This is a genomic window from Streptomyces sp. NPDC050433 (genome assembly GCF_044458565.1).
Lineage (GTDB): Bacteria > Actinomycetota > Actinomycetes > Streptomycetales > Streptomycetaceae > Streptomyces.
Window position 1 is genome coordinate 204,103 of record NZ_JBITIB010000013.1, and the last position, 14,588, is coordinate 218,690.

Here is a 14,588-nt window from a genome sequence, read left to right on the forward strand (position 1 = left end):
CGCTGGGGTCGGCCGGGGCACGTACCCTTTTCTGTTGTGCCGAACGCCAACGAAGACACTCCCCTTGTACTGAGTCACGTGCAGCGCCGCGCGGTCAGCGAACTGCTGCGGGTGTCCCCTGTCGCCGACGACCTCGCACGCCGATTCCAGGAGGCAGGCTTCACACTCGCCCTGGTCGGGGGCTCGGTGAGGGACGCCCTCCTCGGTCGCCTCGGCAACGACCTCGACTTCACGACCGACGCCAGGCCCGACGACGTACTGAAGATCGTCCGGCCCTGGGCGGACTCGGTGTGGGAGGTCGGGATCGCGTTCGGCACGGTCGGCGCGCAGAAGGAGGGCCGGGTCGGGGACGACCGGCAGGATTTCCAGATCGAGATCACGACCTACCGCTCCGAGGCCTACGACCGCACCTCGCGCAAGCCCGAGGTCTCGTACGGGGACTCCATCGGGGACGACCTCGTACGCCGGGACTTCACCGTCAACGCGATGGCCGTCGCGCTGCCGCAGAAGGAGTTCATCGATCCGCACGGCGGCCTCCAGGACCTCGCGGGCGGTGTGCTGCGCACACCCGGCACCCCCGAGGCGTCCTTCTCCGACGATCCGCTGCGGATGCTCAGGGCCGCGCGCTTCGCCGCGCAGCTCGAGTTCGAGGTCGCCCCGGATGTCGTCGCCGCGATGAGGGCCATGGCCGAGCGCATCGAGATCGTCTCGGCGGAGCGCGTACGGGAGGAGCTGAACAAGCTGATCCTCTCCGATCACCCGCGCAAGGGCCTGGCGCTGCTCGTCGACACCTGCCTCGCGGAGCACGTACTGCCCGAGCTGCCCGCGCTGCGGCTGGAGAGCGACGAGCACCACCGGCACAAGGACGTGTACGAGCACTCGCTGACCGTGCTGGAGCAGGCCGTCGATCTGGAGGAGGACGGGCCGGACCTGGTGCTGCGGCTGGCGGCGCTGCTCCATGACATCGGCAAGCCCCGGACGCGGCGCTTCGAGAAGGACGGCGGGGTCTCCTTCCATCACCACGAGGTGGTGGGGGCGAAGATGACCAAGAAGCGGATGATGGCGCTCAAGTACTCCAACGAGTTGGTGAGGGACGTCTCGCGGCTCGTGGAGCTGCATCTGCGCTTCCACGGTTACGGGACGGGAGAGTGGACCGACTCGGCGGTGCGGCGGTACGTGCGCGACGCCGGCCCGCTGCTGGACCGGCTCCACAAGCTGACCCGCTCGGACTGCACCACCCGCAACAAGCGCAAGGCGACCGCGCTCTCGCGGGCCTACGACGGCCTTGAGGAGCGGATCGCGCAGTTGCAGGAGCAGGAGGAGCTGGACTCGATCCGGCCCGACCTGGACGGCAACCAGATCATGGAGACGCTGGGTGTCGGTCCGGGGCCGGTGATCGGGGCCGCGTACAAGTTCCTGCTGGAGCTGCGGCTGGAGAACGGGCCCATGGAGCATGACGAGGCCGTGAGCGCGCTGAAGGAATGGTGGGCCCGGCAGAGCTGAGCCACCGGGGCGGGATTCGCGGTCGATGTTTCACGTGAAACATCGACCGGACGATGGCGGAGCCGTGGCGATGTTTCACGTGAAACATCGCCCCCCTCGCATCTGTCCCGCGCTACCCGGCCTTCTTCGCGGGCCTCTTCCACCGGAACAGCGCCACCGCGACCCCCGCGTAGAGCACCGCCACTCCCAGCACGAGAGGCACCGACCGGCCGTCCGGCGGCAGCATCAGCGCGGCGACCGCCGCCGCGCCGACGAAGGCGACGTTGAACAGCACGTCGTAGAGGGAGAAGATCCGCCCTCGGTACGCGTCGTCCACCGACGTCTGCACCACCGTGTCCGTCGCGATCTTCGCGCCCTGGGTGATCAGGCCCAGCACGAACGCGGCGACCAGTATCGGGCCGGGAGTGAACGGCAGCCCCAGTGCCGGTTCCAGTACGGCCGCCGACCCGGCGCACGTCACCATCCAGCCAAAGGAGCCAAGGCGCCCGACCGCCGACGGCGTGACGACCGCAGCGGTGAAGAACCCCGCCCCCGAGACCACGAGCGCCACCCCCAGCAGGGCGAGCCCGTCCTTCTCGGTGTCCGACCAGGCGTAGCGGCAGAGCATCAGCACGGTCACGGTGAGCGCCCCGTAGCAGAAGCGCATCAGCGTCATCGCGATGAGCGCGCCCGCCGCGTCCCGCCGCTCGGCCAAATGGCGCAGCCCGGCGCCGAGACCGCGCGCGGTGGACGCGAGGGCGGCCCGTAGCCGTGGCTGCACCAGCCCTGGATCGGGGCCGAGGAGATCACGCGCCATGGTGACGGAGGCCAGCGCCGACGACAGATACAGCGCGGCGCCCAGCAGCACCACGGCCGCGTCGGAGTCGGAGAGGAGCAGCCGCACCAGGAACGCGAGGCCGCCGCCGGCGGTCGCGGCGAGCGTGCCGGCCGTCGGGGAGAGGGAGTTGGCGACGACCAGGCGCTCGTCCTCGACGACACGGGGCAGCGCGGCCGAGAGCCCGGCGAGTACGAACCGGTTCACGGCCGTCACGGCCAGAGCGGCTGCGTAGAAGAGCCAGTCCGGCAGGGAGGTGAGGATCAGTACGGCGGTGCAGGCGGCCAGCAGGGCCCGCAGCAGATTCCCGTACAGGATGACCTGACGCCGCCGCCAGCGGTCGAGCAGCACCCCGGCGAACGGGCCGATGAGTGAGTAGGGAAGCAGCAGCACCGCCATGGCGGACGCGATGGCCCCGGGGGTGGTCTGCTTCTCGGGGGAGAACACGACGTGCGCGGCGAGCGCGACCTGGAAGACCCCGTCGGCCGCCTGCGAGAGCACGCGCACGGTCAGCAGACGGCGGAAGTCGGGCAGGCGCAGGAGCACGCGCAGATCGCGTACGGCAGACATGTGGATCAGAGTCACACACGGCCCCCGCGCCATATGCGAAGGGCCCCTGGGGCAGACCGCCCCTGGGACCCTTCGGTGGTGCACGTACGGGGGAGAACGCGCCCCCCGAGGGATCTAGCGCATCTGGCGTATCTAGCGCTCGACCTCGCCCTGGATGAACTTCTCGACGTTCTCGCGGGCCTCGTCGTCGAAGTACTGCACCGGCGGGGACTTCATGAAGTACGAGGAGGCGGAGAGGATCGGGCCGCCGATACCGCGGTCCTTGGCGATCTTCGCGGCGCGCACGGCGTCGATGATGACACCGGCGGAGTTCGGGGAGTCCCAGACCTCCAGCTTGTACTCCAGGTTCAGCGGGACATCACCGAAGGCGCGGCCCTCAAGGCGGACGTACGCCCACTTGCGGTCGTCCAGCCACGCCACGTAGTCCGAGGGACCGATGTGGACGTTGTCGGCGCCCAGGTCGCGGTCCGGGATCTGGGAGGTGACGGCCTGCGTCTTGGAGATCTTCTTGGACTCCAGGCGCTCGCGCTCCAGCATGTTCTTGAAGTCCATGTTGCCGCCGACGTTCAGCTGCATCGTGCGGTCCAGGATCACACCGCGGTCCTCGAACAGCTTCGCCATCACGCGGTGCGTGATCGTGGCGCCGACCTGGGACTTGATGTCGTCGCCGACGATCGGGACACCGGCCTCGGTGAACTTGTCAGCCCACTCCTTCGTGCCGGCGATGAAGACCGGAAGGGCGTTGACGAAGGCGACCTTGGCGTCGATGGCGCACTGCGCGTAGAACTTCGCGGCGTCCTCGGAGCCGACGGGCAGATAGCAGACCAGGACGTCGACCTGCTTGTCCTTGAGGGTCTGGACGATGTCGACCGGCGTCTCGTCCGACTCCTCGATCGTCTGGCGGTAGTACTTGCCCAGACCGTCGTAGGTGTGGCCGCGCTGGACGGTGATGCCCGAGTTCGGCACGTCGCAGATCTTGATGGTGTTGTTCTCGCTGGCACCGATGGCGTCCGCGAGGTCGAGACCGACCTTCTTGGCGTCGACGTCGAAGGCGGCGACGAACTCCACGTCCCGCACGTGGTAGTCGCCGAACTGCACGTGCATCAGGCCGGGCACCTTGCCGGCCGGATCGGCGTCCTTGTAGAACTCGACGCCCTGCACCAGCGAGGCGGCACAGTTGCCCACGCCGACAATGGCTACGCGAACGGAACCCATCCTGGTTGCTCCCTGTGTGTGATCTCAATGTTGCGATGAAGCCCCGCGCTCTTGCGGAACCTCAAGGTGTGGTGTCCGCGGACGGATCCGGCGGGCCGGGGGCTTCCGGAGGCGAACCCCCGGAAGTCCCCCGGAGCCGGGGCAGGCCATCCGTTTCTCCCGTGTTCTCCGCTGGGCTCTGCGGGCCGGGTCGTCGCTGATCCCGTCCTGCCCGCTCGCTCTCGATGAGCTCGTTGAGCCAGCGCACTTCGCGCTCCACGGACTCCATGCCGTGTCGCTGAAGTTCGAGCGTGTAGTCGTCGAGACGTTCCCGCGTACGGGCCAGGGAGGCGCTCATCTTCTCCAGGCGCTCCTCCAGCCGGCTGCGACGGCCCTCCAGCACGCGCATCCGTACCTCGCGCTCCGTCTGTCCGAAGAAGGCGAAGCGAGCGGCGAAGTGCTCGTCCTCCCAGGCGTCCGGGCCCGTCTGGGACAGCAGCTCCTCGAAGTGCTCCTTGCCCTCCGCCGTCAGGCGGTAGACGATCTTGGCCCGGCGGCCCGCGAGTGACGCGGCGAGCGCCTCCTCGGGCGCGCTGCCCGGCTCCTCGATCAACCAGCCGCTGGCGACCAGCGTCTTGAGACAGGGATACAGCGTCCCGTAGCTGAAGGCCCGGAAGATCCCCAGCGAGGTGTTGAGCCGCTTCCGCAGCTCGTAGCCGTGCATCGGGGACTCGCGCAGCAGACCCAGGACGGCGAACTCAAGGATGCCCGAGCGTCTGCTCACTGTTCGCCTCCTCCGTCGTCCCGGCCACTTATGCCGTCCCGATGTATCGACTCGATACATCGGGACGATAGAACACCGACGCTCATGGGACAAGGGGGGTCATCGTGAACGGCGTCACATGACTAATTCACAGCGTCTAACTTGCCTGATTTGAGACGAAGTTCAGATCTGGGAGGGGTTTGACCCTGCGTAGTCTGTGCGGCATGCAGACCACCGGGAACCGCGTGACGTGTGAGAGCGTCGTCGTTCTGGATGCATGCCGGATGAGCCCGAGCGCGGGCATGTCCGTATTCATTTCGGGGGGACCGGAACTCAACTGCCGCTTCCAGGCGTACGCGCCTGCCCGAGGAGTAGTCGTTCGATGAGCGAGCACCGTCGCAAACAGCCTCAGCCGCAGGGTGGCCAGGGTGGCGGACGAGCCGCGGCCAGGCGTGCCGCACAGCGGCCGGCCGGCCGCCGCGCGGACCCCTCCCGTGGAGTCCCCACGGCCTCTCACGCGGAATCACACGATCCGGAGCCTTCTTACGGAGGCCGGGCCGAAGCACGCAGGGCCGCGCAGCGAGGCCGTCGCCGTGGCGCCGAGGGCGGCGCCGGGGCGGGGGGCCGCGGCGGTGGCCGACGTGGCGCCGGCGGTCCAGGTGGACCCGGCGGCCCCGGCCGCGGAGGGCGGCCGGGCAAGAAGCGGCTGATCGACTATCCGCGCCACGACAAGTACGGCTGGCGGCGCTGGATGCCGTCCTGGAAGCTCGTGACGGGCCTGTTCATCGCCTTCTTCGGCAGTCTGATGGCCGCGGGCACCATCGCGTACGCCATGGTCGAGAAGCCTCGGGAGAGCCTGGCCTCCCAGGCTCAGAACAATGTCTACCTCTGGGACGACGGAACGCCGATGGTCTCCACCGGCGGTGAGGTCAACCGCCAGATCGTCGGGATCGAGCAGATCCCGATGGAGATGCAGAACGCCGTGATCTCGGCGGAGAACAAGACGTTCCGGGAAGACGCGGGTGTCGACCCGATGGGTATCGGGCGTGCCGTGTTCAACATGGCCAAGGGCGGCCAGACGCAGGGTGGCTCGACCATCACCCAGCAGTTCGTCAAGAACGCCATGCTCAACCAGGACCAGACCCTCAAGCGCAAGTTCGAGGAGCTGTTCATCTCCATCAAGGTCGGCGCGGACATGGACAAGCCCGACATCATGGCGGGCTACCTCAACACCTCCTACTACGGACGGGGCGCCTACGGCATCCAGGCGGCGGCCCGTACGTACTACGACAAGAACGCCAAGGACCTCAACGCGAGCGAGTGCGCCTTCCTGGCGACGCTCCTGAAGGGCGCCACGTACTACGACCCGAACGGCAACCCGTCGATCGATCCGAACGCCACCGAGAAGAACAACACCGAGCGTGCGACGAAGCGCTGGAAGTGGATTCTCGACGAGATGGTGAAGGACGGCCATCTGGAGGCGGCGGAGCGGGCGAAGTACGACACGTTCCCGAAGCCGGGGCCACCGAAGAAGAACGCGCAGCTCAGCGGTCAGATCGGCTACCTCGTGGACCTCGCCAAGGCCTACTTCATCAACAACAACAAAGAGGGCATCACAGCCGACGAACTGGCCAAGGGCGGCTACGAGATCAGGACGACCTTCAACGAGAAGAAGGTCAACGCGCTCAACAAGGCCGTCACGGACGTCTACAAGAAGAACATCGACCCCAAGAAGCGCCCGGAGACCGACACCCACGTCCAGTTCGGCGGCGCCTCGGTGGAGCCCGAGACCGGCAAGATCGTCGCCATCTACGGCGGCGAGGATGCCACCAAGCACTTCACCAACAACGCCGACCAGACGGGTGCCCAGGTCGGGTCGACCTTCAAGCCGTACGTCCTGGCGGCGGCGATGCGTGACGGCGTACGCGACCCCGAGCTGGGGCCGGAGCAGGGTGCCGATACGCGCACGCTGGTCTCGCCGGACAAGAGCCAGTACAACGGCAAGAACAAACTGAAGATCAAGGACTACAACGGCGAGGTCTGGACCAACGAGGAAGGTAAGGAGTGGCTCCAGCGCAACGACGGTGACGAGGACTACGAAGACATCAATCTCCGTGAGGCGATGAAGGTCTCGGCCAACTCCCCCTTCGTCCAGCTCGGTATGGACGTCGGCATTCCGCAGGTCAGGCAGGCCGCGGTCGACGCCGGACTGCTGGAGGACAGCCTTCCGGGCGGCAGCAACCCGTCGTTCTCCATCGGTATCTCCGACCCCAGCGCCATCCGCATGGCGGGCTCGTACGCCACCTTCGCCAACAACGGCACCCAGCGTGACCCCTACTCCGTCCAGGAGGTCAAGAAGGAGGGTGTCAGCGTCTTCAAGTACAACCAGAAGCCCGAAGCCAAGTTCGACGCCGACATCGCGCACAACGTGACGGACGTGCTCAAGTCCGTGGTGATGGAGAAGGGCGGCACGGGCACCTCCGCGCAGCTGCCGGACGGCCGCGAGGTCGCCGGCAAGACCGGTACGACCGACGGCAACAAGTCGGCCTGGTTCGTGGGTTACACGCCGCAGCTTTCGACCGCCATCGACATGTACCGGCTGGACGACAACGCGGAGAACAAGAATCGCGAGTTCCTGGAGATGTTCGGCACCGGCGGCCAGGACAAGATCCACGGTGCGTCCTTCCCGGCCGACATCTGGCAGGACTACATGACGGTGGCGATGAAGGGGAAGAAGCTCCTGACCTTCCCCGAGCCCGAGCCGATCGGCGAGTCCGTCTACGGCGGCGGTCTGAAGAGCGAGGAGCCGTCCCCGTCCGAGTCGCCTTCGGGGTCGCCGTCGGAGTCACCTTCCGAGTCTCCGTCCGATTCCCCCTCACCTTCGACGTCGCCGTCCGAGTCCTGCGACCAGTGGAACGGCTGTGAGAACGGGGGCACCGGCGATCCGGGTGGTCCGGGCGGTGAGGATCCCGGCGGGGTCATCGGAGGAGGACCGGGCGGTTCCCCGTCCAGTTCGGAATCGGAGACCGGAAATCCGCAGGGCGGCGACAACGGCGGGGGCTGGATCGGCGGGCCCAGAGGCTGACGCCCAGGCTGAGATCTGAGGCGATCCGAGAAGACCTGAGGCCGTCGCGCCAGGGCCGTACACACAGCGTGTACGGCACGGTGCGGCGGCCTTCGTCGTGCCCGTCCCGGCGTACGGCAGGATGGGCGGCATGCCGAGCACAGAAGAGACCACGGTGCCCAAGGACCGGCCGGTCGTACCGCCCACCAGGCGGGACAGGATCGCCGCGGCCGGCAGCGAGCTGATCGGCGGTCCCATCGGCCGCTGGGCCTGGTACGGCACCAACTGGTTCACCCCGGTACGGGTGGTGGCGCTGGTGGCGATCGGGATGTTCGCGCTCGGCATGGTGCAGAAGATGCCCTGCTACGAGTGGGCGTGGTTCCGGGGCGCCAGCTCCCAGTACACGCACGCCTGTTACTCCGACATCCCGCACCTCTTCCTCGGGCGCGGTTTCGCCGACAACCTCGTGCCGTACTTCGACCAGTTCGACGGCGACATGCAGTACCTGGAGTACCCCGTCCTGACGGGTCTGTTCATGGAGGTCGCCTCCTGGCTCACCCCCGGCGGCGGCTCCATCCAGCACCGCGAGCAGATGTACTGGATGGTCAACGCGGGGATGCTGATGATCTGCGCGGTGGTCATCGCCGTCTGCGTCACCCGCACCCACCGGCGCCGCCCCTGGGACGCACTGCTGCTCGCCCTGGCGCCCGCCTTCGCCCTCACGGCCACCATCAACTGGGACCTGCTGGCCGTGGCGCTCCTGGCGGCCGGGATGCTGATGTGGTCGCGCGGCCGTTCGCTGGCCTTCGGCATCCTCATCGGCCTCGCGACGGCGGCCAAGCTCTATCCCGTACTGCTGCTGGGGCCGCTGCTGCTGCTGTGCTGGCGTGCCGGGCGGCTGCGCGAGTTCGGGGTCGCGCTGGGCGGGGCGGCCACCTCGTGGCTGCTGGTGAACCTGCCGGTGATGTTGCTGGCGCCGGAGGGGTGGAAGAAGTTCTACACCTTCAGCCAGGAGCGGCAGGTCGACTTCGGATCGTTCTGGCTGATCATCACGCAGCGCACGGGGCGGTCCCTGGAGGTCGAGACCGTCAACACCTGGTCGATGGTGCTGATGATCCTGGCGTGCGCGGGCATCGCGGCGCTCGCCCTGACGGCGCCGAGGCGGCCCCGGTTCGCGCAGCTCGCCTTCCTGGTCGTCGCCGCCTTCATCCTGACCAACAAGGTCTACTCGCCGCAGTACGTGCTCTGGCTGATCCCGCTCGCCGCGCTGGCCCGGCCGCGGTGGCGCGACTTCCTGGTCTGGCAGGCCTGCGAGGTCATGTACTTCCTGGGCATCTGGATGTACCTCGCGTACACGACGAGCGGGGACGCCCACAAGGGACTGCCGACCGAGGGCTATCAACTGGCCATCGCGCTGCACCTGCTGGGGACGCTGTACCTGTGCGCCGTCGTCGTACGGGACATCCTGATGCCGGAGCGCGACGGCGTACGGCGCGACGGTTCGGACGATCCGTCGGGCGGGGCGCTGGACGGGGCGCGGGACGTGTTCGTGCTGGGGCGGGCGGCCCGGCCCAGCATGAAGACGGCGCACTCGGTGGAGGCGTCGCAGCGTGTCTCGTGGGGGATGCGACCGCCCGGGGCCATGTGAGGGGTCCGGGCGGGCCCGGACATGCATCAGACGCCGGAGGGACGGGCTCACAGCCCTTCCGTCCGGCGCCTGAGTCGGAACGTGTCGCGTTACTCGTCCTACGTGTTGGTCCCCTAGCGATCCACGAGACGGTCGAACTGCGTCGTGGTGTGGCGCAGGTGCGCCACCAGCTCGTCGCCCACCTTGGGCTCGTTCGCGTCGGCCGGCACGAACAGGATCGACACCTGCATGTGCGGCGGCTCGGCGAACCAGCGCTGCTTGCCGGACCATACGAACGGCGAGAGGTTGCGGTTGACCGTGGCCAGGCCCGCGCGCGCCACGCCCTTGGCACGCGGCATCACGCCGTGCAGTGCCTTGGGGGCTTCGAGCCCCACCCCGTGCGAGGTGCCGCCCGCGACGACCACCAGCCAGCCGTCGGAGGTGGTCTTCTGCTGGCGGTAGCCGAATCGGTCGCCCTTGACGACGCGCGTCACGTCCAGCACGGCGCCCCGGTACTGGGTCGCCTCGTGGTCGCCGAGCCACAGCCGCGTACCGATGCGGGCGCGGAACCGGGTCTGCGGGAACTGCCGCTGGAGACTGGCCAGTTCCTCGGCGCGCAGATGGCTGACGAACATGGTGTGCAGCGGGAGGCGGGCCGCGCGCAGCCGGTCCATCCAGCCGATGACCTCCTCGACCGCGTCGGACCCGTCCGTACGGTCGAGCGGCAGGTGCAGGGCGAAGCCTTCGAGACGTACGTCCTCGATGGCCGCGTGCAGCTGGCCCAGCTCCTCCTCGCGGACCCCGTGGCGCTTCATGGAGCTCATGCACTCGATCACGACGCGGGCGCCGACCAGGGCGAAGACGCCGTCGACCGAGGAGACGGAGCGGATGACGCGGTCGGGCAGCGGTACGGGCTCCTCACCGCGGCGGAAGGGGGTCAGGACCAGCAGGTCGCCGCTGAACCAGTCCTTGATGCGGGCGGCTTCGTAGATGGTGCCGACGGCGAGGATGTCGGACTCGAAGCGGGTGGTCTCCTCGGAGAGCCGCTCGTGACCGAAGCCGTAGCCATTGCCCTTGCAGACCGGGACGAGGCCCGGGAACTGGTCAATGACCGACTTCTGGTGCGCCCGCCAGCGCGCGGTGTCGACGTAGAGGGAGAGCGCCATGCCGGTCCGGAACCTTTCTCGTGGCTGCGGTGTATGAAGGATATGAACGTTCTTGAGGGCCTTGGGGGCCTTACGCGATTATTGGGTCTGTCGTGCGCGCCGGCGGGTTGTCCGGTGTCTGGCACCGCAGCCTGCTGACCACCGGCACTCCGCTGTCCACAGGGTCGGGGCGAGGTCAGCGGCGGGACATGTACATGTCGAGAGCCTTGTGGAGCAGCTTGTTGAGCGGGAAGTCCCACTCACCCACGTATTCGACGGCCTCGCCGCCCGTGCCGACCTTGAACTGGATGAGACCGAACAGGTGATCCGTCTCGTCGAGCGAATCGGAGATGCCACGCAGGTCGTAGACGGTCGCACCCATCGCATACGCGTCACGGAGCATCCGCCACTGCATCGCGTTGGACGGCCGGACCTCCCGCTTGTGGTTGGCCGACGCCCCGTAGGAGTACCAGACGTGGCCGCCCACGATGAGCATCGTCGCGGCGGCGACGTTCTCTCCCTCGTGCCGGGCGAAGTACAGCCGCATGCGGTTGGGGTCCTCGGAGTTGAGGACGGTCCACATCCGCTGGAAGTACGAGAGCGGCCGTGGCCGGAAGTGGTCGCGCTCGGCGGTGATCTCGTACAGCCGCTGCCACTCCTCCAGGTCGTTGTAGCCGGCCTGGACGACCTCGACGCCCGCCTTCTCCGCCTTCTTGATGTTGCGCCGCCACAGCTGGTTGAAGCCCTTGAGGACATCGTCCAGGGACCGGTTGGCGAGCGGCACCTGGAAGACATAGCGCGGCTGTACGTCTCCGAAGCCGGCCCCGCCGTCCTCGCCCTGCTGCCAGCCCATCTTCCGCAGCCGGTCGGCCACTTCGAAGGCACGCGGCTCGATATGGGTCGCCTCCACGTCGCGCAGCCGCTTGACGTCCTGGTCCTGGATGCCCGACTTGATGGCCGCCGCGTCCCAGCGGCGGATCACCACGGGCGGGCCCATCTTCACGGAGAACGCGCCCTGGTTCTTCAGATGCGCCAGCATCGGCTGGAGCCAGTCGGCCAGGTTCGGGGCGTACCAGTTGATGACCGGGCCCTCGGGCAGATACGCCAGATACCGCTTGATCTTGGGCAGTTGGCGGTAGAGCACCAGCCCGGCGCCCACCAACTGGCCGTCCCTGTCGAACCAGCCCAGGCTCTCCGAGCGCCACTCCGTCTTCACGTCCGCCCACGCGGGGACCTGGCAGTGGCTGGCCGCGGGCAGGCTCTGGATGTACGCCAGATGCTGCTCGCGACTGATGGTGCTCAGCGTCAGGGTCATGCGGGGCGCTCCTCGCAGATGTGTCCCCATGGAGTAGGGGGGCTCCGGCTCTCGCGCCGAAGCCTACTTGCCGATGGAGCGCCCCGACCGGCCACGGGGCGGAGCGGCCCTCAGGGCCTGCCTTTCGGGCCGTCCGCTAGCCCAGCACGCCGCCGAAGAGGCCGCCGTGTGCCATCCCGAGGTAGAAGCCGACCGCCGAGGAGCCCAGGCCCATGATCGTCGCGAACCGCTCGTGGGTCGTCACCGAGACGAACTGGCTGTAGAGGCCCGTGAGGATGCCGATGAGCCCCGTCCAGGAGCTGAGCAGATGCAGGTTGTAGAACATCGAGGAGATGAAGGCGGTGACGCCCAGCACCGCCGTCACCCAGAGCAGGATGTCCTGGAGGGGATGGGGCCGGTGGTCGGTGGCGAAGAGAGAACCGGTCGTCTTCTGCCGCCCTGCGTTCGGTTGCATTGCCTGCTGTGCCATGGGGCACCTCCTGGCGCCTTGCCGGAAAGCGGCGCATCGTAACGCCGCCCACACCCGATGTGTACAGAGTGCGTCCGTCCCCGGCCGGATTTCAACCGGAAGCCGGTCAAGAGGTAGTCTGGTCGGTCTGCACGGTGTCTGCCCTGGCCAGTACGCGATCACCGCTCGTCGAGCGGGATTGTCAGTGGCGGCCGATACCGTTGCTCACGCATCACGACCCTCCTGCCACGGAACGACCGTGGCCGCTGAGTCCAAAGGAGGTGGGTTCCACATGCGTCACTACGAGGTGATGGTCATCCTCGACCCCGATCTTGAGGAGCGCGCAGTCTCCCCACTGATCGAGAACTTCCTCTCCGTCGTCCGTGAGGGCGAGGGAAAGGTGGAGAAGGTCGACACCTGGGGCCGTCGTCGTCTCTCTTACGAGATCAAGAAGAAGCCCGAGGGCATCTACTCGGTCATCGATCTGCAGGCTGAGCCCGCGATCGTCAAGGAGCTCGACCGACAGATGAACCTGAACGAGTCGGTCCTCCGGACCAAGGTCCTCCGTCCCGAGACCCACTGAGCCTCTCGCTCAGCGGTATCGGGTCCGAGTAGCAGCCAAGCAGCAGAAGCAATCCCCGCCGAGAGGTTCACCCAATGGCAGGCGAGACCGTCATCACGGTCGTCGGCAATCTCGTCGACGACCCCGAGCTGCGCTTCACCCCGTCCGGTGCGGCGGTCGCGAAGTTCCGTGTCGCGTCCACTCCCCGCATCTTCGACAAGCAGACCAATGAGTGGAAGGACGGCGATGGCCTGTTCCTCACCTGCTCGGTCTGGCGTCAGGCGGCGGAGAATGTCGCCGAGTCGCTTCAGCGGGGCATGCGCGTCGTCGTGCAGGGCCGCTTGAAGCAGCGGTCCTACGAGGACCGCGAGGGCGTCAAGCGCACGGTCTACGAGCTGGACGTCGAGGAAGTCGGCCCCAGCCTGAAGACCGCCACGGCCAAGGTCACCAAGACCAGCGGTCGCGGTGCCCAGGGCGGTTACGGCGGCGGTGGCGGCGGTCAGCAGCAGGGCGGCGGCAACTGGGGCGGCGGCGGCCCCGGTGGTGGCCAGCAGGGCGGCGGCGGATCATCCGCCGACGACCCCTGGGCGACCAGCGCGCCGGCCGGCGGTGGCCAGCAGCAGGGTGGCGGAGGCAACGGAGGCGGCTGGGGCGGAAGCTCCGGCGGTTCCGGCGGCGGCTACTCGGACGAGCCGCCCTTCTAGGGCAGCTCGCTCCCACTTTCTTGATCACACAGGAGAAACACCATGGCGAAGCCGCCTGTGCGCAAGCCTAAGAAGAAGGTCTGCGCGTTCTGCAAGGACAAGACCCAGTACGTGGACTACAAGGACACGAACATGCTGCGGAAGTTCATTTCCGACCGTGGCAAGATCCGTGCCCGCCGCGTCACCGGCAACTGCACGCAGCACCAGCGTGACGTCGCCACGGCAGTCAAGAACAGCCGTGAGATGGCGCTGCTGCCCTACACGTCCACCGCGCGATAAGGGGAGGGTGACCTAATCATGAAGATCATCCTCACTCACGAGGTCTCCGGCCTCGGCACCGCCGGTGACGTCGTCGACGTCAAGGACGGATACGCCCGCAACTACCTGGTCCCGCGTGGTTTCGCGATCCGCTGGACCAAGGGCGGCGAGAAGGACGTCGAGCAGATTCGTCGCGCTCGCAAGATCCACGAGATCGCCACCATCGAGCAGGCCAACGAGATCAAGGCCCGCCTCGAAGGTGTGAAGGTGCGTCTGGCCGTTCGCTCCGGCGACGCCGGCCGTCTCTTCGGCTCCGTCACCCCGGCCGACCTCGCTTCGGCGATCAAGTCCGCCGGTGGTCCGGAGGTCGACAAGCGCCGTATCGAGCTCGGTGCGCCGATCAAGACCCTGGGCTCACACCAGGTGTCCGTGCGTCTGCACCCCGAGGTCGCCGCGAAGTTCGGCGTCGAGGTCGTGCCCGCCTAGGGCCTGACCGCAGACAGTGGGAGGGCCGCACCCCAGCCGGGGATGCTGTTGGTTTATTCGGCCCGCTGCGTGACGTCGGTCCCCATGACCCGGTTGTGGTCATGGGGACCGACGTTGTTTTGTGGGGTGGGTGTC

13 protein-coding genes are annotated in these 14,588 nt (G+C 67.7%); 7 read left to right on the forward strand and 6 right to left on the reverse strand.

The window, feature by feature from the left end; all coding sequences use genetic code 11:
• Positions 1-36: 36 nt before the first annotated feature.
• Positions 37-1,503: a CCA tRNA nucleotidyltransferase gene (locus ACIBLA_RS18460; protein ID WP_399199147.1), complete on the forward strand. Its 1,467-nt coding sequence runs from the start codon at positions 37-39 to the stop codon at positions 1,501-1,503.
• Between the two features lie 112 nt (positions 1,504-1,615).
• On the opposite strand, the gene ACIBLA_RS18465 is transcribed toward ACIBLA_RS18460, so the two are convergent.
• The 3 genes from ACIBLA_RS18465 to ACIBLA_RS18475 form a co-directional block, all read right to left on the reverse strand.
• Complete coding sequence (locus tag ACIBLA_RS18465; protein WP_399199148.1) at positions 1,616-2,887, reverse strand: MFS transporter; 1,272 nt, start codon at positions 2,885-2,887, stop codon at positions 1,616-1,618.
• A gap of 132 nt (positions 2,888-3,019) precedes the next feature.
• Positions 3,020-4,102 carry an inositol-3-phosphate synthase gene (locus ACIBLA_RS18470; protein ID WP_363246420.1) on the reverse strand — a complete coding sequence of 361 codons (1,083 nt, stop codon included), beginning with the start codon at positions 4,100-4,102 and terminating at the stop codon, positions 3,020-3,022.
• A gap of 61 nt (positions 4,103-4,163) precedes the next feature.
• On the reverse strand, positions 4,164-4,865 hold the full coding sequence (locus ACIBLA_RS18475; RefSeq protein WP_363246419.1) for a PadR family transcriptional regulator: 702 nt from the start codon (positions 4,863-4,865) through the stop codon (positions 4,164-4,166).
• 361 nt (positions 4,866-5,226) lie between these two features.
• Here ACIBLA_RS18475 and ACIBLA_RS18480 point away from each other — a divergent pair, with 361 nt between their 5' ends.
• Together ACIBLA_RS18480 and ACIBLA_RS18485 are read left to right on the forward strand one after the other, a co-directional pair.
• Positions 5,227-7,929, forward strand: a complete 2,703-nt coding sequence (locus ACIBLA_RS18480; RefSeq protein ID WP_399199149.1) for a transglycosylase domain-containing protein — start codon at positions 5,227-5,229, stop codon at positions 7,927-7,929.
• Positions 7,930-8,059: 130 nt separating this feature from the next.
• The gene (locus ACIBLA_RS18485) at positions 8,060-9,556 is read left to right on the forward strand and encodes a glycosyltransferase family 87 protein (RefSeq protein WP_399199150.1); all 1,497 of its coding nucleotides are present in this window, start codon (positions 8,060-8,062) and stop codon (positions 9,554-9,556) included.
• Positions 9,557-9,669: 113 nt separating this feature from the next.
• On the opposite strand, the gene ACIBLA_RS18490 is transcribed toward ACIBLA_RS18485, so the two are convergent.
• From ACIBLA_RS18490 to ACIBLA_RS18500, 3 genes are all read right to left on the reverse strand, one after another.
• Complete coding sequence (locus ACIBLA_RS18490; RefSeq protein ID WP_363246416.1) at positions 9,670-10,701, reverse strand: alanine racemase; 1,032 nt, start codon at positions 10,699-10,701, stop codon at positions 9,670-9,672.
• A 175-nt stretch (positions 10,702-10,876) separates the two neighbouring features.
• A complete protein-coding gene (locus ACIBLA_RS18495) occupies positions 10,877-11,995 on the reverse strand; it encodes a peptidoglycan bridge formation glycyltransferase FemA/FemB family protein (protein ID WP_363246415.1) in 1,119 nt (372 codons plus the stop codon).
• Positions 11,996-12,131: 136 nt separating this feature from the next.
• Positions 12,132-12,464, reverse strand: coding sequence for a hypothetical protein (locus ACIBLA_RS18500; protein ID WP_363246414.1), 333 nt, complete (start codon positions 12,462-12,464; stop codon positions 12,132-12,134).
• A 271-nt stretch (positions 12,465-12,735) separates the two neighbouring features.
• Here ACIBLA_RS18500 and rpsF point away from each other — a divergent pair, with 271 nt between their 5' ends.
• From rpsF to rplI, 4 genes are all read left to right on the forward strand, one after another.
• Complete coding sequence (gene rpsF, locus ACIBLA_RS18505) at positions 12,736-13,026, forward strand: 30S ribosomal protein S6 (protein WP_069626054.1); 291 nt, start codon at positions 12,736-12,738, stop codon at positions 13,024-13,026.
• Between the two features lie 74 nt (positions 13,027-13,100).
• Positions 13,101-13,709: a single-stranded DNA-binding protein gene (locus ACIBLA_RS18510; protein ID WP_363246413.1), complete on the forward strand. Its 609-nt coding sequence runs from the start codon at positions 13,101-13,103 to the stop codon at positions 13,707-13,709.
• A 42-nt stretch (positions 13,710-13,751) separates the two neighbouring features.
• Positions 13,752-13,988, forward strand: coding sequence for a 30S ribosomal protein S18 (rpsR, locus tag ACIBLA_RS18515; RefSeq protein ID WP_003967857.1), 237 nt, complete (start codon positions 13,752-13,754; stop codon positions 13,986-13,988).
• An 18-nt stretch (positions 13,989-14,006) separates the two neighbouring features.
• Positions 14,007-14,453 (forward strand): 50S ribosomal protein L9, encoded by a 447-nt coding sequence (gene rplI / locus ACIBLA_RS18520; protein ID WP_363246412.1) that lies wholly within the window; start codon positions 14,007-14,009, stop codon positions 14,451-14,453.
• The last annotated feature ends 135 nt before the right edge of the window (positions 14,454-14,588 follow it).

Coding starts and splice junctions, on each gene's coding strand:
- ACIBLA_RS18495 (WP_363246415.1), bottom strand. CDS start 11,995: ATGACCCTGACGCTGAGCACCATCAGTCGCGAGCAGCATCTGGCGTAC.
- rpsF (WP_069626054.1), top strand. CDS start 12,736: ATGCGTCACTACGAGGTGATGGTCATCCTCGACCCCGATCTTGAGGAG.
- rpsR (WP_003967857.1), top strand. CDS start 13,752: ATGGCGAAGCCGCCTGTGCGCAAGCCTAAGAAGAAGGTCTGCGCGTTC.
- ACIBLA_RS18485 (WP_399199150.1), top strand. CDS start 8,060: ATGCCGAGCACAGAAGAGACCACGGTGCCCAAGGACCGGCCGGTCGTA.
- ACIBLA_RS18500 (WP_363246414.1), bottom strand. CDS start 12,464: ATGGCACAGCAGGCAATGCAACCGAACGCAGGGCGGCAGAAGACGACC.
- ACIBLA_RS18465 (WP_399199148.1), bottom strand. CDS start 2,887: ATGTCTGCCGTACGCGATCTGCGCGTGCTCCTGCGCCTGCCCGACTTC.
- ACIBLA_RS18470 (WP_363246420.1), bottom strand. CDS start 4,102: ATGGGTTCCGTTCGCGTAGCCATTGTCGGCGTGGGCAACTGTGCCGCC.
- ACIBLA_RS18510 (WP_363246413.1), top strand. CDS start 13,101: ATGGCAGGCGAGACCGTCATCACGGTCGTCGGCAATCTCGTCGACGAC.
- ACIBLA_RS18490 (WP_363246416.1), bottom strand. CDS start 10,701: ATGGCGCTCTCCCTCTACGTCGACACCGCGCGCTGGCGGGCGCACCAG.
- rplI (WP_363246412.1), top strand. CDS start 14,007: ATGAAGATCATCCTCACTCACGAGGTCTCCGGCCTCGGCACCGCCGGT.
- ACIBLA_RS18480 (WP_399199149.1), top strand. CDS start 5,227: ATGAGCGAGCACCGTCGCAAACAGCCTCAGCCGCAGGGTGGCCAGGGT.